Consider the following 20553-nt stretch of genomic DNA (forward strand, 5'->3'; position numbering starts at 1 on the left):
GGAAGAGGCGCTCGAGGCGCATCTGAAGCTTGAAAAGAGGGTGCCGCCAGAGCAGCCGACGACGCGACCTCTGTTCGAGTCCCGGCTTTTTCTCAAAGAGCTCCTTCATCATCTCATCAGCTGTCTCGGCACCAGAGTAGTATGGATTCACTGATGCAGGAAACGCCTGAGGTCGCGAACCTTGAATCGACGTCTTTGGGTTGAAACCAACAGCGTTGCTACAAGGCCCTGCCGTTTAGGGATAGCTTGGCGAAACTCCATCCTTCTCCATCTTTCGTCATTTACAAATTAAAACATTCATTTTATTGATTGTGTATGGGTAAAAATTCATTTTCTCGACGTACTTTCTTACACAACGCCGCGTGTCTCGCGGCACTTGGCGTTCAATCCAAAACCGCTTGGGCAGAGCTACAACTGGGTTCTTCGGCTCGGATTGCAACTATGTCAGACGGGTACCTGTCATTGCCGCCGGAAATGGTCTTCGGCGCCATGCCGAAGGAAGAACTCAGGCAGCTTCTGGACCGCTACAAGGTGGACGCGAACAAGTACGAGCCAGAGTGCAATGTGGCACTTTATCGAGATGATCAAAACACGGTGCTGTTCGATGTGGGAGCTGGACCCGATTTCATGCCAACATCTGGCAAGCTTCTGGAATCTCTTGAAACTATCGACCTGTCGCCCGAAGACATCTCGCACGTGATCTTCACCCATGCGCACCCGGATCACATCTGGGGCGTTTTGGATGACTTCGATGACCTTCTTTTCCCAAACGCTACGCATCACTTTGGCCGCAATGAGTGGGACTATTGGTGGAACCCCTCGACAGTAGATACCATAGGAGAAGATCGCGCTGCGTTCGCCGTAGGCGCGAAGCGGCGTATGGAGGCAATTGAGGATCAGGTCGCATTCTTTGACGACGGACAAGAGATCCTTCCCGGTATTGCCGCACGCGCAAGCTTTGGACACACACCCGGTCACATGGCGTTTGAAATTCGCAGCGGCAGTGAATCCGTGATGGTTGTGGGCGACGCATTGGGAAATCCACACGTAGCTTTTGAACGCCCCGACTGGTCCAGCGGCACGGATCAGGATCAACAGGCGGCCGCAGCAACTCGGAACTCGCTGCTGGATCAGATTTCCCACGAGCAAATGAAAATAATTGGGTTCCACCTGCCGAATGGTGGGATCGGCCGGGTCGAGAAGACTGGCTCTGCTTATAAGTTCATTGGAGAACCATAATGATGCGATCGCTGGCGATTGTCTTGACCCTGGCCACACCAGCTTGGGCAAGCGAGGATATTGCAGACCAATACCCGCAAAGTGTGCTGTATTCCAAACCGGTCGAATACATCCCCGGCGTCTACTCTGCCATTGGCGCAACCGCCCCGCCGACCTACGAGAACTCTGGTCATAACAACAATCTCAGTTTTATCGTAACCGGGGAGGGCGTGATCGTCATAAACGGCGGCGCGGCCTATGTGCTTGCTGAAGCGCTTCACCAGGAAATTCAGTCGATCACGGATCAGCCGGTTAAGCTTGTCTTCAACGAGAATGGCCAGGGGCACGCGATGCTTGGCAACGCCTACTGGTCAGAGCTCGGCGTTCCAATTATCGCCCATTCGGATGCTGCGGCTGAATTCGAGGAATACGGCCCTCAGATCCTTGAAGGAATGCAACGTTACAATCAGGACAAGGCGGAAAGAACGTTTCTGGCTGGCCCAACCGAGACATTCGAGGATGAATACGTAGTTGAAATGGGTGATTTCCGGATTGAGGCAAAATATCTCGGACCGGCCCATAGTCCCGGCGATATCTCGATTTGGCTGCCGAACCAAAGCCTAGTCATCGCGGGTGACATGGCGTTTCACGAGCGCATGCTGCCTATATTTCAGGAAACCTATACGGCGGATTGGCTTGAGACTTGGGACAACGAGTTCGAAGCCTTGGGAGCCACATATGTCATCCCCGGCCACGGTCATCCGACAAACATGGATCAGGTGCGCCGTTTTACACGCGACTACCTGATCTATCTGCGCGACAAGATCCAAGAGCACATGGATGCCGGCGGCGATCTGGCAGAGGCTTACTACGTCGATCAGTCACCATATGCCCATTTGGACACGTTTGAGGAACTGGCGACAAAAAATGCCGGGCGCGTTTTTGAGCAGATGGAATTCGAATAACTCAGGACGTTTGAGGGACAGGAATTCGGCGCAATAACTTATGCGTGCCGATCGCTCCAACCCACATGAAGAAAACGGCAAGCCATGCCGTCAATGACAGGGCGGACCCTCCGGAAAGCCCTGCTCCCACGGCGCAACCTCCGGCCAGCATCGCTCCAAACCCCATGAGGACAGCTCCAGCAAGGTAGCGCTCCATCGGAGTATCCGGGCCAAACCGTTCGATCTTCCACTCCCCTGCAGTTAAGGCCGCGCCTGCGGCACCAATTGCTACGCCTGGAACGAGGCCGATACCGAAGGACAACACGACGTTCCTCTCGGCAACCAACGCCATTAGTGTATCCGTGGCCGGTCCGGTAAATGTGATTGACGACACGGGCACGACGTCAAAAGATGCTTGCGCGATCGCAAAGGTCATCATCCAGCCAAGCGCCACAGCCACGCCAACGCCTGCCGCTGTTATGATTCTGACAGGCACGACTCTCCGGTGGAATGCGAATGCAATTGCCGACACCAATCCCAACGCTGCAACGGCTGTATAAGCCACTGGCGAATATCCAAGTATTTCCGAAAGATCCCTCGAGGCGCCTCCTGAGACAGTCCAGATCCCGGAAAGCAATTCGCGGGCGGGACTAAGAACGCCCGTGTAAGCAGCCTGAGCCACCAAGGTTAAAACCAATCCTGTAATCAGCGCGCGCAAATTACCGCAGGAGGCCAATACCAATAGGCGAGATGCACACCCACGCGCAAGAACCATGCCAACGCCGAACATCGCCCCGCCAATTATTGCGCCGCTAAGGCTGCCCCTCGACGCGATCGCGCGTGTCTCAGAAAGGTTTAACCACTCAAACGCGACAAAGGCCTGTACTAAGGTGAGCGCGGCGGTGAAGGCGATCAGCCAAACCGCAAGGCGCGGACCAAGCTCGCCTTCGGCGACTTCGATGGTCGACGCTCGCAAGCAAAAGTGAGACTTCTGGGCCGTCACGCCGAACAAGATACCGACAAGCGCACCGGCAAATGCCAAAGCGCCAGGGTCTCCCAACAAATCGATGAGCCTTTCCATCAAGAGAAACTCTCACTTCGTTGCTTGCGCGTCCTCGTTTTCGGTCAAATTGTCATTGTCACTGCGCAGCCATTGGCCTGCGCGCCAATTGGCATTGAGTCCATAACTCACCCAAGGCAGATACCAGTCGATCCACGTCTTCGGTGGAATGCACTGGCGAAGGTGTAATCCGCAGACGTTCCGTTCCCTTGGGGACGGTAGGATAGTTGATCGGCTGGATGTAAATCCCATAGTCACGCATCAGCACGTCAGAGATGAAGCGACACTTGACCGGATCGCCGACCATGACAGGAATGATGTGACTTGGGTTCGGTGTATGCGGAATACCCAGATCGTCCAGCCTGTCTCGCACCTCGCGCACGCGCTGCTGGTGTAGATGTCGTTCCGAATTGCTTTGCTTCAGGTGCCGAACCGACGCAGCAGCTCCTGCGGCCACGGCGGGAGGTAGTGCAGTGGTGAAGATAAACCCACTAGCAAAGGATCGGACAAAGTCGACAAGCTCTGTCGACGCGGCGATGTATCCACCAACCACGCCAAACGCTTTGCCCAATGTCCCCTCGATGACTGTTAGCCGATCCATCAGGCCTTCGCGCTCAGCTATGCCGCCGCCGCGCGGTCCATAAAGTCCTACGGCGTGAACCTCATCCAAATAGGTCATCGCGCCGTAGCGATCGGCCAGATCACAGATCTCGGCAATTGGTGCAATGTCGCCATCCATGGAATAGACGCTCTCAAACGCAATGAGCTTTGGGGCATTGGCAGGCAGTTCAGCAAGGTGCCTTTCAAGGTCCGCCACGTCGTTGTGTTTCCAGATACGCTTCTGACACCGACTGTGGCGAATGCCCTCGATCATCGAGGCATGGTTCAACTCGTCAGACAAGACTGTGATGCCAGGAATGCGAGACGCCAAGGTTCCCAGCGCGGCCCAGTTCGAGACGTACCCGGAGGTAAACAGGAGCGCAGCGTCCTTGCCATGCAAATCAGCAAGCTCTTGCTCCAGCAAAACATGCTGGTGGGTGGTTCCAGAGATATTCCGCGTTCCTCCCGCCCCGGCACCGACCTCATCGATCACCTTGTGCATTGCCGCAATAACACTGGGGTGCTGACCCATCCCCAGATAATCATTTGAGCACCACACAGTGACTTTCTCGGGGCCATTTTCCGCGTAGCTACGTGCTGTCGGGAACGCGCCGCGCTGTCGTTCGAGATCCGCAAAGACCCGGTAGTTCCCTTCCTCCTGAAGCTGGTCGAGTTGACCACGGAAAAACTGCTGATAGTTCATTTCAGTTCCCAACGGCTTCTTCGACGATTCCTGACAACAGAGACTGGACCTTTTGCATTGGCCCGTCAGGGTAGCTTCGGTACCCAACCATCACGCCACTGTCGTCTTCAGCCACAAATATCCCGTAAGGGCAAAAGCCAATATTCATTGGGTCAGCTTCCATGACCTCACGCGAAATTTTTGCCGAGCAGAAAATGAAGATATCTGCGGCCGCAAATATCTGCTTGTCGCTGCCAACATCTGCGCCTGTTCGATTCAGCATTTCCCCAACATGGCTCACATAGTCGATGACCAGCCCCTGTCCCACAATCGCGGACTCGACGGCGAACGTTGCATCATCAAAACTGCCGTCGAAGGGGATAGTGATGATCTCTTCTGCAAGCCCTTGGCTCGCCAGAACAGTGGAAAACGCGGCTGCGGCGATAAAGTGTTTCATGGTTTTAGTCCTCCTCCTGAACCGCATTTTCTCAGATTGATCATCGGGGTCTTTGACACCGGTCAAAGCCCCGATTGCCTCAACCAAACATGTCCGACGTGATACCGGCGTACCAACCAAGAGACTCTTCGTATGTTGCTTTCCTCAGGTCGGCATCCTCTCCGGTCTGGCTGATAAAGCCGTCGACTTTCGCGATCTTTTCAGGCGTCGCCTCGTATGTTGCGCCCACCTTGACACCATCATCCGTGTCAATGAGCGACCAGCATGTGTTCGAGAACTTGGCCGGGAATACTTTTGACCCGGTCAACACACCTCTTACTGCGTTCGCACAGACCTTTGCCTGGCTGTTTGCCGAAAAACCGGATTTCGGCATGTCGCCCTGCTGGCTGGCATCACCAAGAACGTAGATATCCGGATCGGCTTTGGAAGACATGTCCGCAGCGTTTACTGGTGCCCAGTTGCCATCGGTCACTCCCGCCATTTCCGCAATGCGACCGGCTTTCATCGCCGGTATCACATTGCAGACATCAACCTTCGTCTCTTCGCCGTCGATAGTCACCGTCATTGCTTCCGGATTCACGGATACATTGCCGCCGCCGAAATCTTCGCCGATCCAGTCGACCATTCCTTCGTAGTTGTTTCCCCAGCCTTCTTGGAACAAAGCCATTTTCGAGAATTTCGGCTTCGGATCAGCTACAATGATCTTTGCTGTTGGGTTGTTTGCCTTCAGCACGTGCGCCACCATCGAAACCCTTTCATACGGCCCGGGCGGGCAACGGTACGGGTTAGGAGGAGCGACCATCGCGAAGGTACCACCTTCGGGCATCGCCATGATCTGCGCCTTCAAAAGCTCAGTCTGAGATCCAGCCTTGTACGCATGTGGCATCTTGTTTTGGGCCGAGAGGTCCCAGCCCTCGACCGCGCCATCAACAAAGTCGATACCCGGGCTGAGGATCAGTTTGTCATAAGGAACTGACCCGCCACCTGCCAGGGAAACCGTCTTTGCGTCGCGGTCGACCCCAGTGGCCCAATCATGCACGACGTTGATACCGTAGTTCGCGGCAAGCGTGCCGTAGCTGTGGGCGATGTCCGATAGCTCCTGAAAACCTCCCAAATAAAGGTTTGAGAAGAAACAGGTGTAGTAGGTCCGAGACGGCTCGATCAGCGTCACGTCAATCTCACCTTTGCTGTCCTTTGCAATGTACCGCGCGGCAGTTGCACCGCCTGCACCGCCACCAACAACCACTACACGGGGCTTGCCTTGAGCCAGCACCATCGGAGCGGATAGCCCGGCGGCCACTACCCCGGCGGCTCCAAGAAATACTCGTCTATTGAGTGTCATCGCGTTTCCTCCCCTTAGGCACTTTCATTCTGGATTATTGAAGTAGGCGGCCAATGCCGCGATCTCGTCATTGCTCAGCCGTCCGGCAATCATTTGCATGACCGGATGTGGCCGCTGTTTGTCCTTGTAAGCGTGCATGGCGACCACGAAGTCTTCGTCAGGCCAATACACAATCGAAGGAATGCCCTCATCGCCCCCTTCGATCTGGTGGCATGTCGTACATTCGCTGCTGAGGTATGCGCCGTACTCAGGATCTCCTTGTATCGCCAGGATCGCGGGATCGATCGAATGATCCGTGCCTTTCGCGGTTGGGTCCGCTTCCGGGATGTCCTGAGGATTGTCAGAAAACGCCCGCAAATAGGCGATCACGTTGGCGCGGTCTTCCGGGTCTTTCAAACCGGGAAAACTCATCCGCGTGCCTGACGCAAATGCGCGTGGGTTTTCGATGTAGGCGGACAGAGTGTCAGCGTGCCATTCCAGACCCGAGTTGCCCGCACGCTCTAGGCTCTTTGAGTAATTGAAACCATCCAGACCAGCAGCCTTGCGCCCAAAGACACCATTCAAATGCGGCCCTATTTTGTTTTTGGCTTCTTCGCCCACCTGATGGCAGCCTTTGCATTTGGCGAACACTTCTTTCCCGGCTTCGGCGTCGCCGAGGCCTTCTGTTGCGTGGGTCGATGGGGCAACAGCAACCATAACCGCCGCGCAGGTCAAAATGTTCAACCACCGCATGATCAGCTTCCGAACGACTTGAGGTAAACGATCACGGCTTCAATATCGTCTGGTTTCTTAAGCCCAGCAAAGGACATGCGTGTTCCCTTCATGTAGTCCTTGGGTTTTGCCAGGAAGGCCGCCATTTCTTCTTCGGTCCAAACAAGACCAGCCTCGGCAGCTGTTTTCATAGCTTTGGAGTATTTGAACCCTTCAACCGACCCTGCGTTGGCCCCGATAACGCCGTTCAGCGCCGGACCCGTACTGTCCTTTGCGCCGTCACCAACCTGATGGCAGGATTTGCACTTCTTGAAGACCTTCTCACCAGCTGCGAACAGTTCCGTAGTCTGGTCAGCCTCGTCGATTTCCTGAACATCTGGTGTTGCGGCGGCTTCTTCCTCAGGCTTTGGCACTGCGGCTGGAATGAACGAGGGCCCTTCCGCCGTGAACGTCGGTAACCCGTCTGCGCTGGCTTCATTCATGACCGAATTCGAACCGCCTTCTGGTGGTGTCTCAACCAGAAAGACAGAACGCATAGTAACCGCGGCCTCTGTCTTGCAGTTCTCCATGCAAGGCTCTTCTCGCCATTCCGCGTATTCCGTCTCGGGTCGAACATCGACGACAAAACCGTCCATATTGTACATCTCGAAATCGGCAAAGTTTTCGTTGCTGAGAACGAAGTCGTCATCCACCAGATCATTGGAATAAAGGATGTAGGCGACGATTGCGTAGGTCTCATCCGCTGTCAGCGTGCCCGCTTCACCAAACGGCATTGAGCGGGAAATGTAATCCCAAGCAGTCGACAAATGCGGCCAATAGGACCCAACGGTTTTCACAGGATCTTCGTCGGCAAGTGTGTCGAAACCGCCGGCCAGAACAGGCCAATTGTCGGCGCCTTCGGCAAACTCTCCGTGACAGGACGCACAGCGATCGACAAACACTTCTTCTCCGGTCCAAACATCGCCTGATCCAACCGGCAAACCGCGCCCATCGGGCAAGACGTCAACGTCCCAGGCCGCGATTTCTTGCTCCATCGCGGGGCGCCCAACCCCGTATGTGCCCTCGCTGCTGGGCGCAGGCGCGGTCAGGTTCATCCCGTTTGCGATCCGTTCGGCCGCCGCTGTCTGGATTTCTTCGACCTTGGCCGCCAGTTCGGCTGCCCGGTTGGCCTCTGCTTGCGCGGTTTCCTGGGCTGTGGCTGCGTGCGCCTCAACCTGACTGATCCGGGTTTCCAAGGTTTCGATCTGCGATTGGCCGTAGTTCCGGTTCGCAATAGCCAGTGCCGCCGCAAGCACCAACGCCGTGCCGCCGAATACAGGCAGGAAAACATGACTAAGAGACTTCGACATTCTCGGCGATCCCTTCTGCGCTCACGTACCAAGTCTGGATACAGTTGTTGTGGTAGACCGAGTTTTCTCCGCGCTTTTCGCGCAGTTGGTCTTTGGTCGGCTGCACATAGCCGGTCTCATCTATCGCCCGGGCCTGCAAAAGCATTGGTGCTCCGTCCCAGTTTGTATCGAGATAGAACCGCGTCAAAGCCTTGCTGTCGCCCTGCTTGCCAAGGCGCGCCGTCTCCCAGGTAATCCCACCATCCTTGGACACATCGACCCGCGTAATTTGCCCGTGGCCTGACCAGGCAAGTCCGGAAATTACCAAAGGTCCCGGTCCGTGTTTGATCGGCATTTGCGGGCTGGGTGAGGTGATGACGGATTTTGCATCCATCACCCACGTCCATTTCTGGGCCGTGCCATCGGCGTAGACATCAGTGTATTTTGATGTTTCTTCGCGGCTTTCGACCGCCATATCGACGACCTCAATGCGGCGCAGCCACTTGACCCACATGTTGCCTTCCCAGCCAGGAACAACCAGTCGCACGGGGTAACCATGTTCCATGCGCAGTGCTTCACCATTTGCCTTGAAAGCCACCAGTACGTCATCCAGCGCTTTTTCCATCGGGATGGAGCGGCCATTGGATGACGCGTCTGCGCCCTCAACATAGACCCATTTGTCCGGTGAGAAATCGGCGCCTGCTTCCTGCAACAGCGTACGCAGCGGAACACCGGTGTATTCCATGTTGTGAATCATACCATGGGTGAATTGGACACCGTTGAGTTGCGCACCCGCCCACTCCATACCGGTATTCGCCGCACATTCACAGAAATACACATGGTTTTCGCGCGGGAACCGCTCAATGTCGTCGTAAGTAAAAACAAGCGGGCGATCGACCAGCCCGTTGATCATCAGGCGATAGTCCTCTTTGCGCAGCTCAATCGCGCCCGAATGATGACGCTCAAAAGCGCATCCTTGCGGAGTGATCGTGCCATCAAGCGCGTGGATCGGCGTGAAATTGATCGACGAAATCGGAGAGGCGGTCAGCCATTCCACGTTGCGCCGAACGACATGAGATTCGAAGCTGATCGGCATGCCATAAGGTGACTCATCGACACCGGCGCCCGTGTAAGAAGCCCAATCCTGAAGCTCTGTTATAAGTGGGTCGGGCGTGTCTGCCGCTGCCGCACCCGCAACTGATCCTGCGGCGACCGCAGCACTGCCTTTCAGGAAGGCCCGGCGGGACGGTTTGAACGCGTCATCCATATCTCTTAGGTCTCCATCTTTTTCTTAAGCGCCGACAACATCGACACTGGTGTTCTCTTGCACCGTGACGGTGCCAAGGTTGCGAATATGGTTTTCGACGACATCCCAGATTGGAGGACCCTCAGTGCCTTCGTTGACACTGGCCCAACCAGCCACGACGTAGGTTTTCGATGGATCAATCGCTTCACCCGTTTTGAGGAGGGTCATTTCGCTGATCCGCTGCCCTTGTGGTTTGGTCACATCGATGCGGTAGCCAAGACCACCGACGCGGACCATATCGCCGCCCTGCTGGTAGTAAGGGTCGGGATTGAACAGGTTGTCACCGACATCCTCGAGGATTACATGGATGAATTCGCCAGTCATTTCCGTGCGATAGGCATTTGGATACGACATTGATGTGACGTTCCAGATGTCCTCGCGCGTGATATCTTGCCCCGGCAGGATCGAGGGTCCCCAACGGACGCCAGGCGACATCGCGATGTCTGCCTCACGCTCATTGATCAGGGCATCGCAAATCAGGTCATCCCACGTGCCGTTAAAATTGCCGCGGCGGTAGAGCAACGAATCCGTTTTGCCAATCACCTCGCTCAGCGCAGCCTCGTACGGCGCGCGCTGATCATTTATCAGAGCGGTGATCGCAGGATCAGGAACAATGACGTCAGAGAAGATCGGGATCAGCTTGTGCTTCAGCCCCATCATCTGCCGGTCCCTCACGTCGAGATCGACTCGGCTGACGAATTTTCCGTTCGAGCCAGACGCGATGATATGCGTTTGTCCGACCAGAACCGGCTCGGGAAGTGCGTCATGGGTGTGACCGCTGAGGATCACGTCGATCCCTTGCACGCGGCCCGCCATCTTCTTGTCCACGTCAAAGCCGTTATGGCTGAGGACGACAACGACATCGGCACCGGCACCGCGAACCTCGTCGACCATGGCCTGCATGTTTTCATCCCGGATACCGAATGAGTACTCGGGGAACATCCAACCTGGGTTCGCGATTGGCATGTAAGGAAACGCTTGCCCGATCACGGCGACCTTTGCGCCGCCCCGATCAAAGAACTTATAGGGTTGGAACAATTCTGCAGGTTCGTCCCACTCGGCATCAAAGATGTTCTGACCCAAGGCTGCAAAGGGCAAACCTTCGACGAGTTCGTTTACCCTGTCGCTGCCCAACGTGAACTCCCAATGGAAGGTCATGGCATCGGGTTTCAGCGCGTTCATGACATTGACCATGTCCTGACCGGCCGTCTGATAGCAGGTGTAGGAACCGTGCCAGGTATCGCCTCCGTCCAATAGAAGGGCATCAGGACGGTCAGCACGAATGGCGTTGATGACAGTTGAGACGCGGTCCAATCCACCGACCCGACCGTAGGTCTTGGCCAGCGCAGAGAAATCATTGTAGGTCAGCGCATAGGCCGACGGGCTTCCATCTTCGATCCCGTAGGCCTTGCGGAAAGCCGCCCCTGTGACATGCGGCATCTGACCTCGCGCATCGCCAATACCAAGGTTTATCTCAGGTTCGCGGAAATAGATCGGCTTAAGTTGCGCGTGGATGTCGGTGACATGGATCAAGCTGATATTGCCGAAGGTCTCGAACTCCAGCAATTGATCCTGCGTTAGGCTTTGCTGAGCGGCAAGCTTGGCCCATTTGCCAAACCCGGATACCCCGTAGAGAGCCGAGGCTGCCATTGAAACCTGCAAGAAGTCACGTCGAGAAATCATCTATCAGCTTTCTTGTAACACATATAAATGTGTGAATGTTATATGCATGAAAAACCCGCGCAGGACAATGCCCGCGCGGCTCGTTCCTTATTGGCGTACTGCAGGAGTTTCGACTGAAAGCCCGTTGCCACGTGAGGCCACATAGAGCTCAAGCGCACGAAACTCGTCCGATCCTTCGGCAAAAGTTTCCGCCCGCGTATCGCGAATACAGCCGCGGAAACGATTGTGACGCGAGATCAGCTTGGCCTGTTTCAGACGATAAGTCGGGAATCCATTGATCATACCTTGGCTCAGGTGGTCGGCGCGGATCATGTTGCCCCAGTTGTCTTCATGACAATTGGCGCAGCTCAACTCCAACTGACCATAGCGGGTATAATACATCTCTTTGCCCTGCTCCCAGTACGGGGCGGCATCGCCATCAATCGCTACGTTCATAGGCAACCCTCGTGATTGCAGACCGATCAAAGCGACCATACCTTGCATATCGCCCCCGGACCATTTCCAGGCATCCGCTTCCATGCGGTCCGTACGACACTTGTTGATCAGATCTTCCATGACGACCAGCTTGCCGGTTTCGGCATCCACCTTCGGCATGGACGCCTGCAATCCTTTGAAGCTTTCCACCCCATCGTGGCATGAAGCACAGCTCTCGCCTGCGGCGCCATCAACGGTCTCAAAAAGATCGGCGGCTTGATCGACGAAGATCATTGCAGGATTGTCGAAGTCATCAATTTGAAGCGCTTGCGTTTCATCCGTGCGGAAATGCCAACCCGAATAGATCGTGTCCAAATTTTCCAGATGTGCCGGAGCTTCAGTGACCGAGGTCATGTCCAGCTCATCATTGATCGTGAGATTGTCTTCGTCCGGTCCAGCCATCGCTGCAGCCGGGAAAACCAGAATTGCCGCGATCGCCTTAATTGCCTTGATATTCATTGCGTTCCTCCCTTGGTGGATCAGCGCCAATTCCTCGGACCCGCGCTGATCTGCCTTAGTCGTCGAGCCGTCAGGCGATCTCGATCGTTTTCTTCTCATCGTAGACAGAGCCGTCATCATCGTACCAGGTGAAGACAAACTCACCGGAATCGGGCACAGTCGCTTCGAACTGGAAGTACGGGTTGGTCGAAATCGCCGGCTCCATCGTCACATCAACCACCATTTCTCCGTTAAACTCGCAGGTGAAACGGTTGATGATCGAACGCGGGATGACGTTGCCTTCTTTGTCCTTGCGCTGGCCGCTTTCCATCTTGTGGCTGATCAATGTCTTGATCGTAACGGTTTCTCCAGCAGCGGCTGTCTTTGGAACCTTGACGCGGGGTTTAACACCGGATGCCATTGGTTAGTCTCCTGTTCTTCAGGGCGCGTGGCGATCAGCCGCCGCAGCCGCCGATTGTCACTTTTACGGTCGCGGACGCTTTGGCAAAGCTGCCATTTGCCATCTTCGCCACGGCAATGACATCCTGCGTTCCGGCAAGACGAATACGGGTTGATGCGGCTTGTTCAGCAGCCAACGGACCGAAATTGAAAGTTGCAACGCCCGGTTCGGGGTTACCTGCAGCCACGATAAGAATTGCAGTTGCGCCCGGAGCACTGACTTCGATTGGTACGGTATTGCCGTTTTCTGCGATTTCCGGTGCGGTCAATGTAACACCGCCGTCAGCCACATCTGCACCGCCTGTAAATGCCGCGATGGCATCTTCAGCAGCTGCATTTGCCCGAAGCGGCATAATTGTCAGGAACGCGGCGCCCAGCCCAAGGGCCAGTGTCTCGCGGCGAGAGAGTTCCATTTTCAATCTCCTTTGAAACTTCGAAAATTCACGCATCAGAGCGCGACTATTCCTCTTTCAGGGTCGCAAGAAACGCGACCACGTCCTCGATTTCCTGCGCTGTCAGGATCGACGTCAAAGGCGCGGTTGGCGCTTTTCCGGTATAGGCGTCGCCCGGGCGGATATAGCCGTCATCCTTGTAGAAAGCTGGCATCACCGTGCCTTCGAATGTCATCTTTGCGTTTGCGACCAACCCGCGAAGCTCTGCTTCGGTCCAACGATCACCGGCACCATCCAGCATCGGGCCGACTTCACCGTGGAACGGGATGTCTGCCAAAACCGTGACCGCGTGGCACGCGACGCAGTTGCCTTTTGACTTGTCACCAACGATGAGCGCGCCATTAGCCGCGTCGCCAGCAGCACCGGTCAACGAAGCCTCAATGGCACCATAGTCGTCATAGGTTACGTCCTGCGGATCTGTATCTGCCGCATATGCAGCAACGCCCGTCATTGCGCAGACCAATGTTAAGAGTCTCAGCTTCATGATCCCTCCCATTTGCTATCGCGCCGACGGCGCCTTGCGACCCAAAGCCTTTGTGTACCGTAGTCGACGAGGACTGCTTATCGCAACATTAAATTCATAATAATGAATTTTTTTATTTATAACGACGGCGCTCAATCTTGAGAAATATTGTTTCGCTCTTGAATGCGCCGCGCATGATACCGTTGGAAATCTTCACCGTTATCAAGCTCATATCGCTTTTCATCGACCCAGGTGAAAAGGTCTAAGGTTGTTCCCTTTGAGAACGCTCCGGGCATAACAGCGACCGCAGCATCGATGGCTGTCGCGCCCTCCGGCACCTCTTCCGGCAGAAAAACAAGCGTCGGGGTAAACAGAATCCCCCATTTTCGCATCAGCGCTCTTTGCTCATTTTCTTCCCCGTCAAAGTCGGTAGCGGTGGTGCTGCCATGCAAATCCAGTTGGACGACAAAGAAATTCTCTTCGATGAACGCTGCAAGGTCAGGCTGGGGGAACACCTCTTCATGCATTTTTTTGCAGTAGATACAGCCTTGTTGCTCAATAAATAAAACCAACCGCTTGTCCTCGCTTGAGGCCTCTTCAAGATCCTCCCGGAGGTCTTTGAACGTGTCGCGCATCCACGGCGTTTTATGCAAACCGTCGTCGCCCAGCTCAGCGGCGGAAACTGCCCCACCGATCAGACACGCGATCAATACTGACAAAACTCGTTTCATGTCTTCCTCCCGGATTATCCAATGGCTGCGAGCCAAGGCATATGGTCGAGCATCCATTGTGCGATGTAGTTGATGGAATTGGTTGCGATGAGGATTCCGAAGATCACCAGAAAGCCACCCATCGCCTTTTCGATGAAGGGCAAGTGCTTTCTGAACCGCGCCATCCATAGCATGAAGGGGCGGACCAGAAAGGCCGCCAGAACAAACGGTGCGGTCATTCCAACCCCGTAGACGAATAGAAGTACCGCTCCACGCCAAGCCGTCTCGGTTCCGGCCGCTGTAAACAGGATCGCAGCGAGCACTGGCCCGACGCAAGGTGTCCAGCCAAAAGCAAATGCCAAGCCCAGAACATATGCACCAACAAGGCTTATGCTTGATGTTTCACCGACGTCCGCACGAAATTGGCGATACAGGAACCCGATGCGAATGACCCCCAGGAAATGCAGCCCCATCGCAATGATGATCGCCGCTGCAATCCAGCGCAGGATGTCGAAATACTCTCGTACCAGCTGCCCGAAGATCGAAGCTGTCGCCCCCAGCGCCATGAAGATCGTTATGATCCCAGCTGCAAATGCTATCGCAGAAAGCGTTGCCCTGCGACGAACGCCGGCGGAAAGTGTTGAGCCCGCAGATATCTGATCAATCCCGACGCCTGCCAGATAGCTAAGATAAAACGGCACGATAGGTAGGATGCAGGGCGACAGGAAAGACAACAGTCCTGCGACCAAAGCTCCTGCAAATGTAATGTCGAGCATGGTCAAACCTGTTCTGGCACGCTATCATTCACATATTCAAAATAATAAAGATATGTCGCTGCGGTCAATCGGAGCTTAAGATGCGCCAACTAATTCTGCTTTTACTTGCAATCACGTTGCTTGTTTCTCCGGTGATTTCACGGGCAGAAATGACGCTCCTGATGGCCGAAGAAGATGGATGTATGTGGTGTGCACGTTGGGACACTGAAATCTCGGAGATCTATCCCAAGACGCCCGAAGGACATGCCGCGCCACTTCAGCGCGTCGATATTCACGCAGCTATGCCTGAAGGCATCGCATTGGAGCGGCCTCTATATTACACGCCAACCTTTGTTCTGCTGGACAATGGCCAAGAGGTTGGCCGGATCGAAGGCTATCCCGGCGAAGATTTTTTCTGGGGGTTGCTGGGCGTTTTGCTGCGTGACGCTGGGGTGCCGATTGAGACCTCTGGATAAAACGTGGCCAATAAAATAAACTGTTTCGAATGCGTGAAGCTATGAAAGCGAGGCGATCTTGTTGGACAAATCTTCGAAACTGCCTGTGTTCTCCAAGGACATGTGCGCCGAAGACCTGGACAGAATGATGGAAAATGCTCAGACGGCGTCAAATTTCCTCAAGGCAATTAGCCATGAAGGGCGCCTGATGATCTTGTGCTATCTGTCGTCGGGTGAAAAATCTGTCACGCAGATGGAAGAAATGCTCTCGGCGCGCCAAGCCGCCGTGTCTCAGCAACTATCTCGCCTACGCTTCGAGGGCTTGGTCAAAACGCGACGAGAGGGGAAAACGATCTACTACAGATTGGCGGATGATCGATCGACACAGATTCTGGAAGTCGTTTACGATCTATTCTGCAGGGAAAAGTAGAAGCCGCCAAAAATACCCGCCAGCTTTGGGAGGAGACTGGCAATGTTTGAAACATTGGGAGACGCCAACACCGTCGCCCTGATCGGTTTGATCGGTGGCATTGTGTTGGGCTTGGCCGCACGCATTGGCCGTTTTTGCACGCTGGGTGCAATTGAAGACTACCTCTACGCAGATGATGACCGGCGGCTGCGCATGTGGGCAATTGCGATCGGCGTAGCAATTGTCGGCAGCCACTTGGCTATGGCTTTCGGGTGGCTGGACCCTGTTGGAACAAGGTATCTTGCGCAGACTTGGAACCCACTTGGGTCGATCGTAGGTGGCCTCATGTTCGGTTACGGAATGGCCATCAGCGGGAATTGCGGCTATGGCGCGCTGGCAAGGCTTGGGGGCGGCGACCTTCGATCATTCGTCATAGTATTGATCATGGGTTTATCTGCTTACGTTGTCATGTCCGGGCCCCTGGCCTATTTGCGCGTTTGGGTCTTTCCCGAGGAGATGGGTCTTAGTGGCCCCCAAAGCATCAGCTTCCTTGCCGAACAACTTACCTCTATCCCAGCTTGGCTCATTGGCTCCGTTATTGGCGTTGCATTGGTGATTTTCGCCTTGGCAAACCAGCGTTTCCGCCGAACTCCCGCACAGGTGTTCTGGGGATCTGTAGTTGGACTGGCGATCGTATCTGGGTGGCTCGGTACGAATTGGGTGGCGACGCACGGTTTCGACGGTGAGCCAGTTCAAACCCATACCTTCGCTGCGCCCCTTGGCGACACAATATTCTACCTAATGACAGCCTCCGGAAACACTTTGTCCTTTGCGGTCGGATCAGTCTCCGGCGTTCTCATTGGCGCATTCTTGGGGTCCTGGTCCAAAGGTCACTTCAGATGGGAAGCATGCGAGGATCCACGTGAACTCAAGCGTCAGATGCTCGGCGCGGCGATCATGGGGCCAGGCGCGATCATCGCGGTCGGTTGCAGCGTCGGACAAGGTATATCTGCCTTCTCACTTTTGGCCTACAGCGCGCCTGTAACATTCGCTGCCATATTCGCCGGTGCGGCGATTGGGTTGAAACAACTCGTGTCTGGGCTGTCCTTCATAGCTGAGCGTTGACGTCACAGTTCAAACTAGAATTCACGTGTGGAGGACGGTTTCAGTAGTTCGCTCTTGTTGAGAAACCGATCGCTTTTGAAGGCAAATAGTCCGCAAACCATGCCCGTTAGCAGTTCGAAAAGTCAGATGACCATCGCGGTGCAAGCCGCCGGTGTCTAAACGACAGACCCGCAATTCCGGTTTACGCCTCAAAACCTTCCCGTTTGTTTTGCCCATCGCTGCGGTGTGGTTCACCATAGGAGACATCCGCTGCCTTTGAGAGTTGGCATTGAATCCGAATGATCGGATAGTGAAGTCTTTCACACGTGGAGCAAGGCTAACCACGAGAACGAATATGAGCTCGCGTCGATCTTGCTAAAGGTGATCCGTTTGACAGGCCCAACAATCCATTGATTATGTGCGCATGACCAAAGCTCAAAGACCGCCAAAGCCAAAACCAATTCCTTACACCCCGGAGCCGGACCGCTATGAGCGGATGGTGTATCGTCGATGTGGGCGATCCGGAGTGAAGCTTCCTGTTGTCAGCCTAGGGCTGTGGCACAATTTTGGAGCGGACTCGACGCACGAAAACAAGCGAGCAATGTGTCGGGCTGCGTTCGACCATGGGATCACTCACTTTGATCTGGCGAATAACTACGGTCCACCACCCGGATCGGCCGAAGAGGCATTTGGCGAGATCCTCAAAACGGATTTCGCGGGTTACAGGGATGAGCTGATCATTTCCTCCAAAGCAGGCTACGACATGTGGCCGGGACCCTATGGAGAATGGGGGTCACGCAAGTACATGATTGCGTCCTGTGACCAATCACTCGCGCGCATGGGACTTGATTATGTCGACATCTTTTATTCCCACCGCTTTGACCCCGATACCCCGCTCGAAGAAACAATGGGCGCGTTGGATCATATCGTACGATCGGGCCGCGCGCTTTACGTAGGTATCTCGAGCTACAACTCTCAACGCACGCGCGAGGCGGTGAAAATTCTCAACGAACTTGGGACACCTTGTCTGATTCACCAGCCTTCTTACAATCTGCTCAATCGGTGGGTGGAGCGGGATGGTTTGCTCGATACTCTGGATGATCTTGGGGTAGGATCGATTGCATTCACGCCGCTGGCACAAGGCATTCTGACTTCAAAATACCTACGTCATATTCCGGATGGCAGCCGTGCTACACAAGGAAAGTCGCTGCTCGATGGCATGATTAACGAGCGATCTCTGGCAAGTGTACGTGCTCTGAACGACATGGCCGAAGCACGCGGGCAGACTCTGGCGCAAATGGCGTTGGCCTGGGTGCTCAGAGGTGGACGGGTGACGACCGCTCTGATTGGTGCGTCCCGGCCGGAACAGATCGTAGATTGCGCAGGCGCCGTTGATAATCTCGACTTCAGTGCTGACGAGCTAAAAAAGATCGATGAAATCAGTTCTGAGGAAGATATCAATTTGTGGGCGCGGTCCTCAGAAACAGAATGACGATCTTAAAAACGTACGCAAAACCTAGGCCCTTTAAGACTTGCGATCTTTGGCGGATTGAACGTTTTTAGTTCGGCCTACCAGCTAACATGAGCCATCGGCCCAATATGTTCATTGGCCAAAGAACCACTCTTCTGCAGTGAGACCCGCCAAAACCACCATTCGTCGCAGTAGCATGAACTGATAAAGGGCGTGGGTCGGGAGCGCGGACGAGACGGATCTTCATCCGGCTCGACCGCCTTTTGTCACCTATAACTGGAACAGACCCAGGGCATTCACCACATCCCGCCTTGTCGCCTCGGTGCGCTCTCGCGCCCGTTCTGTGCCTTCTTTGATCACATCAAGAATGCAACCCCGGCTCTCGGGGGGTTATGTCCTACGCTCGCGAATTGAGGAGTCCCTTTGCGGGATTGAGCACCGCAAGGGGCCATAGCCGCAACGACGAAGCCAGAAAATGATTGAATTCATCGCTAAGGCAGACAATTTTGTAACGCAAAATTATGGACAAACTACGCAAGCTTACTGGGTGCGCACAACGCTGCGTTTCCTACATTGATTCGATTAAAGAAAACCTTGGATGTGCACCCACAATTCTGCGTGGTATTTGCGCATAACTTTGCACGATTTGCCCAAAGCGTTGCACGAATGGTCATAGCGCATGGATGTCGAACGGATCGGAGAAACCTTTGATCCTAGTGCCGACAAATGTCTCCAGTACATTAACCATTTCCAACAGATCGCAGGTTTCTTGATCAACCAGAATTCGACTTCCAGTTTTCTGCGTTTCTGCTTCCAGGCGAGCAGCAAGGTTTACGGTCGATCCGATACAAGTATACGTCGCCCTGTTGTCTGTACCGGCGTAACCAGCGACGACTTCTCCAGTCGCTATTCCGATACCGATCTTGAGGTCACTTTTCCCTTCTGAGCGCCGTTCGAGATTTAATATCTCAATCATGTTGTGCATTTCATGCCCTGCCGCCACTGCACTTTGCGCGGAGTTGGACAGCGGCTGCGGAACTCCGAAAAGAGCCATCAACCCGTCTCCCAACATCAGGCTGACAATCCCGCCATTGCTGGTAACAGCCTCGAACATCAGCGTGTAGAAAGTGTTGAGCAGGTCGATTGTTTCCTCGGGAGCGAGATCTTCCGATAGGGTCGTGAAGCCGCGAATGTCACAGAAAAGGACCGAAGCGTTGGCACGTTTACCTCCTATCGCAAAACCGGATTCTTGCAGGTCTTGTGCAACCTCCGTTGTTGCAAAGCGCTCTAGCAGTCTTTTTTGTTCGTCCCTGAGCCTTTTCTTTTCAAGGCTGCTGGAGACGCGTGCACTGAGGAGTGTCTTATTGACTGGTTTTGGCAGGTAGTCTTCAGCGCCCAATTCAATGCACCGCACGACATTGTCCAGACCCTCAACAGATGACGTCACAATTACCGGCAGATCGCGTAGGTCGGTGTCCGATTTGACGGCCTCCAGGACCTGGAAACCGTCCATTTCCGGCATTTCGATATCCAGTAAAAGCAAGTCAAACGGCTGGTTAGACAACATCTCCATCGCAACCCGGCCGTTTTCCGCAACAGATGCTTGGTGACCCAATAGCTCTACGCTGCGCGACAAAAGCAAGCGGTTCACCTTGTTGTCGTCGACAATGAGCAAGTGGCCGGGGGCGTCAGTCATCAATCAGACTCCGTAAAGCCGCGGCCGCAGTGGTGAGGGCTATCTCCAGCGCCGTCGCATCTTTTAGGACTCCAGCCTCGGGCAATTCTCCGAGTTCGACTTTCCTGGCCAGTTCGGCAAGAGCCGTCGCACCAAATGTGTTGGCGTTTGACTTGATAGAATGCGCAGCACGCCGGTAACGGTCGACATCGGCCGCAGCCGCAGCCGCTTTCAATTCGACTATCATTCTGGGCGCTTCATCGAGAAAGGTGTTCACAAGCTCCGCTGCAAAGTCTTCGCCTGTGGCGTCTTTAAGCTCCATGAAGATTTCATGATCAATTGGGCTGTCTGTCATGG

The 20553-nt window shown here is 54.6% G+C and carries 22 protein-coding genes; 6 read left to right on the plus strand and 16 right to left on the minus strand.

Going from position 1 to position 20553, the window contains the following annotated elements; translation table 11 throughout:
* The first annotated feature begins 441 nt into the window (after positions 1-441).
* Together ACR0B5_RS18700 and ACR0B5_RS18705 are read left to right on the plus strand one after the other, a co-directional pair.
* Positions 442-1239 carry an MBL fold metallo-hydrolase gene (locus ACR0B5_RS18700; protein WP_480542506.1) on the plus strand — a complete coding sequence of 266 codons (798 nt, stop codon included), beginning with the start codon at positions 442-444 and terminating at the stop codon, positions 1237-1239.
* Positions 1240-1241: 2 nt separating this feature from the next.
* Positions 1242-2183 (plus strand): MBL fold metallo-hydrolase, encoded by a 942-nt coding sequence (locus ACR0B5_RS18705; protein ID WP_480542670.1) that lies wholly within the window; start codon positions 1242-1244, stop codon positions 2181-2183.
* Position 2184: 1 nt separating this feature from the next.
* Here ACR0B5_RS18705 and ACR0B5_RS18710 read toward each other — a convergent pair whose 3' ends face one another.
* The 14 genes from ACR0B5_RS18710 to ACR0B5_RS18775 all read right to left on the minus strand — a co-directional run bounded on the left by ACR0B5_RS18710 (position 2185) and on the right by ACR0B5_RS18775 (position 15103).
* Positions 2185-3243 (minus strand): YeeE/YedE family protein, encoded by a 1059-nt coding sequence (locus ACR0B5_RS18710; protein WP_480542508.1) that lies wholly within the window; start codon positions 3241-3243, stop codon positions 2185-2187.
* A 58-nt stretch (positions 3244-3301) separates the two neighbouring features.
* Complete coding sequence (gene hemA / locus ACR0B5_RS18715; RefSeq protein ID WP_480523966.1) at positions 3302-4525, minus strand: 5-aminolevulinate synthase; 1224 nt, start codon at positions 4523-4525, stop codon at positions 3302-3304.
* 1 nt (position 4526) lies between these two features.
* A complete protein-coding gene (locus ACR0B5_RS18720; protein WP_425085469.1) occupies positions 4527-4961 on the minus strand; it encodes a DUF302 domain-containing protein in 435 nt (144 codons plus the stop codon).
* Positions 4962-5040: 79 nt separating this feature from the next.
* Positions 5041-6303, minus strand: coding sequence for an FCSD flavin-binding domain-containing protein (locus ACR0B5_RS18725; protein WP_480542510.1), 1263 nt, complete (start codon positions 6301-6303; stop codon positions 5041-5043).
* A gap of 24 nt (positions 6304-6327) precedes the next feature.
* Positions 6328-6999, minus strand: a complete 672-nt coding sequence (locus ACR0B5_RS18730; RefSeq protein ID WP_480542672.1) for a c-type cytochrome — start codon at positions 6997-6999, stop codon at positions 6328-6330.
* A gap of 38 nt (positions 7000-7037) precedes the next feature.
* Positions 7038-8363, minus strand: a complete 1326-nt coding sequence (locus tag ACR0B5_RS18735) for a c-type cytochrome (protein ID WP_480542512.1) — start codon at positions 8361-8363, stop codon at positions 7038-7040.
* The gene (gene soxC, locus ACR0B5_RS18740) at positions 8347-9609 is read right to left on the minus strand and encodes a sulfite dehydrogenase (protein WP_480542514.1); all 1263 of its coding nucleotides are present in this window, start codon (positions 9607-9609) and stop codon (positions 8347-8349) included. The genes ACR0B5_RS18735 and soxC overlap by 17 nt, the downstream gene beginning before the upstream one ends.
* Positions 9610-9633: 24 nt before the next feature.
* Positions 9634-11331: a thiosulfohydrolase SoxB gene (soxB, locus tag ACR0B5_RS18745; RefSeq protein ID WP_480542516.1), complete on the minus strand. Its 1698-nt coding sequence runs from the start codon at positions 11329-11331 to the stop codon at positions 9634-9636.
* Positions 11332-11418: 87 nt separating this feature from the next.
* Positions 11419-12264 carry a sulfur oxidation c-type cytochrome SoxA gene (gene soxA, locus ACR0B5_RS18750; RefSeq protein WP_480542518.1) on the minus strand — a complete coding sequence of 282 codons (846 nt, stop codon included), beginning with the start codon at positions 12262-12264 and terminating at the stop codon, positions 11419-11421.
* A 70-nt stretch (positions 12265-12334) separates the two neighbouring features.
* Entirely contained in the window at positions 12335-12664 is a 330-nt protein-coding gene (gene soxZ, locus ACR0B5_RS18755) for a thiosulfate oxidation carrier complex protein SoxZ (RefSeq protein WP_170679142.1), read from the minus strand.
* 34 nt (positions 12665-12698) lie between these two features.
* Positions 12699-13115, minus strand: coding sequence for a thiosulfate oxidation carrier protein SoxY (soxY, locus tag ACR0B5_RS18760; protein WP_170679144.1), 417 nt, complete (start codon positions 13113-13115; stop codon positions 12699-12701).
* Between the two features lie 46 nt (positions 13116-13161).
* Positions 13162-13638, minus strand: coding sequence for a sulfur oxidation c-type cytochrome SoxX (soxX, locus tag ACR0B5_RS18765; protein ID WP_170380044.1), 477 nt, complete (start codon positions 13636-13638; stop codon positions 13162-13164).
* A gap of 131 nt (positions 13639-13769) precedes the next feature.
* Entirely contained in the window at positions 13770-14348 is a 579-nt protein-coding gene (locus tag ACR0B5_RS18770) for a thioredoxin family protein (RefSeq protein ID WP_475217401.1), read from the minus strand.
* A 14-nt stretch (positions 14349-14362) separates the two neighbouring features.
* Complete coding sequence (locus tag ACR0B5_RS18775; protein ID WP_480542521.1) at positions 14363-15103, minus strand: cytochrome c biogenesis CcdA family protein; 741 nt, start codon at positions 15101-15103, stop codon at positions 14363-14365.
* 80 nt (positions 15104-15183) lie between these two features.
* On the opposite strand from ACR0B5_RS18775, the gene ACR0B5_RS18780 reads away from it, so the two are divergent.
* From ACR0B5_RS18780 to mgrA, 4 genes are all read left to right on the plus strand, one after another.
* Positions 15184-15558, plus strand: a complete 375-nt coding sequence (locus tag ACR0B5_RS18780) for a hypothetical protein (RefSeq protein ID WP_480542523.1) — start codon at positions 15184-15186, stop codon at positions 15556-15558.
* Positions 15559-15658: 100 nt separating this feature from the next.
* A complete protein-coding gene (locus ACR0B5_RS18785; protein ID WP_170380040.1) occupies positions 15659-15967 on the plus strand; it encodes an ArsR/SmtB family transcription factor in 309 nt (102 codons plus the stop codon).
* A gap of 42 nt (positions 15968-16009) precedes the next feature.
* Complete coding sequence (locus ACR0B5_RS18790; RefSeq protein WP_480542525.1) at positions 16010-17071, plus strand: YeeE/YedE family protein; 1062 nt, start codon at positions 16010-16012, stop codon at positions 17069-17071.
* 439 nt (positions 17072-17510) lie between these two features.
* Positions 17511-18542 carry an L-glyceraldehyde 3-phosphate reductase gene (gene mgrA, locus ACR0B5_RS18795; protein ID WP_480542674.1) on the plus strand — a complete coding sequence of 344 codons (1032 nt, stop codon included), beginning with the start codon at positions 17511-17513 and terminating at the stop codon, positions 18540-18542.
* A gap of 649 nt (positions 18543-19191) precedes the next feature.
* Here mgrA and ACR0B5_RS18800 read toward each other — a convergent pair.
* Both ACR0B5_RS18800 and ACR0B5_RS18805 read right to left on the minus strand, forming a co-directional pair.
* Entirely contained in the window at positions 19192-20217 is a 1026-nt protein-coding gene (locus ACR0B5_RS18800) for an adenylate/guanylate cyclase domain-containing protein (protein ID WP_480542527.1), read from the minus strand.
* Positions 20210-20551, minus strand: coding sequence for an Hpt domain-containing protein (locus ACR0B5_RS18805; RefSeq protein WP_480542529.1), 342 nt, complete (start codon positions 20549-20551; stop codon positions 20210-20212). Before ACR0B5_RS18805 ends, ACR0B5_RS18800 begins: the two co-directional genes overlap by 8 nt.
* Positions 20552-20553 lie beyond the last annotated feature (2 nt).

The organism is Ruegeria sp. AG1, assembly GCF_056541705.1.

What these genes read in the sequence shown, in the direction of transcription:
- soxB (WP_480542516.1), bottom strand. Translation starts at nt 11,331, where the DNA reads ATGATTTCTCGACGTGACTTCTTGCAGGTTTCAATGGCAGCCTCGGCT.
- soxZ (WP_170679142.1), bottom strand. Translation starts at nt 12,664, where the DNA reads ATGGCATCCGGTGTTAAACCCCGCGTCAAGGTTCCAAAGACAGCCGCT.
- ACR0B5_RS18705 (WP_480542670.1), top strand. Translation starts at nt 1,242, where the DNA reads ATGCGATCGCTGGCGATTGTCTTGACCCTGGCCACACCAGCTTGGGCA.
- ACR0B5_RS18700 (WP_480542506.1), top strand. Translation starts at nt 442, where the DNA reads ATGTCAGACGGGTACCTGTCATTGCCGCCGGAAATGGTCTTCGGCGCC.
- ACR0B5_RS18725 (WP_480542510.1), bottom strand. Translation starts at nt 6,303, where the DNA reads ATGACACTCAATAGACGAGTATTTCTTGGAGCCGCCGGGGTAGTGGCC.
- hemA (WP_480523966.1), bottom strand. Translation starts at nt 4,525, where the DNA reads ATGAACTATCAGCAGTTTTTCCGTGGTCAACTCGACCAGCTTCAGGAG.
- ACR0B5_RS18790 (WP_480542525.1), top strand. Translation starts at nt 16,010, where the DNA reads ATGTTTGAAACATTGGGAGACGCCAACACCGTCGCCCTGATCGGTTTG.
- ACR0B5_RS18785 (WP_170380040.1), top strand. Translation starts at nt 15,659, where the DNA reads ATGTGCGCCGAAGACCTGGACAGAATGATGGAAAATGCTCAGACGGCG.
- ACR0B5_RS18735 (WP_480542512.1), bottom strand. Translation starts at nt 8,363, where the DNA reads ATGTCGAAGTCTCTTAGTCATGTTTTCCTGCCTGTATTCGGCGGCACG.
- ACR0B5_RS18730 (WP_480542672.1), bottom strand. Translation starts at nt 6,999, where the DNA reads ATGGTTGCTGTTGCCCCATCGACCCACGCAACAGAAGGCCTCGGCGAC.
- soxA (WP_480542518.1), bottom strand. Translation starts at nt 12,264, where the DNA reads ATGAATATCAAGGCAATTAAGGCGATCGCGGCAATTCTGGTTTTCCCG.
- ACR0B5_RS18780 (WP_480542523.1), top strand. Translation starts at nt 15,184, where the DNA reads ATGCGCCAACTAATTCTGCTTTTACTTGCAATCACGTTGCTTGTTTCT.
- ACR0B5_RS18720 (WP_425085469.1), bottom strand. Translation starts at nt 4,961, where the DNA reads ATGAAACACTTTATCGCCGCAGCCGCGTTTTCCACTGTTCTGGCGAGC.
- soxX (WP_170380044.1), bottom strand. Translation starts at nt 13,638, where the DNA reads ATGAAGCTGAGACTCTTAACATTGGTCTGCGCAATGACGGGCGTTGCT.
- ACR0B5_RS18775 (WP_480542521.1), bottom strand. Translation starts at nt 15,103, where the DNA reads ATGCTCGACATTACATTTGCAGGAGCTTTGGTCGCAGGACTGTTGTCT.
- ACR0B5_RS18710 (WP_480542508.1), bottom strand. Translation starts at nt 3,243, where the DNA reads ATGGAAAGGCTCATCGATTTGTTGGGAGACCCTGGCGCTTTGGCATTT.
- soxY (WP_170679144.1), bottom strand. Translation starts at nt 13,115, where the DNA reads ATGGAACTCTCTCGCCGCGAGACACTGGCCCTTGGGCTGGGCGCCGCG.
- ACR0B5_RS18805 (WP_480542529.1), bottom strand. Translation starts at nt 20,551, where the DNA reads ATGACAGACAGCCCAATTGATCATGAAATCTTCATGGAGCTTAAAGAC.
- ACR0B5_RS18800 (WP_480542527.1), bottom strand. Translation starts at nt 20,217, where the DNA reads ATGACTGACGCCCCCGGCCACTTGCTCATTGTCGACGACAACAAGGTG.
- ACR0B5_RS18770 (WP_475217401.1), bottom strand. Translation starts at nt 14,348, where the DNA reads ATGAAACGAGTTTTGTCAGTATTGATCGCGTGTCTGATCGGTGGGGCA.
- soxC (WP_480542514.1), bottom strand. Translation starts at nt 9,609, where the DNA reads ATGGATGACGCGTTCAAACCGTCCCGCCGGGCCTTCCTGAAAGGCAGT.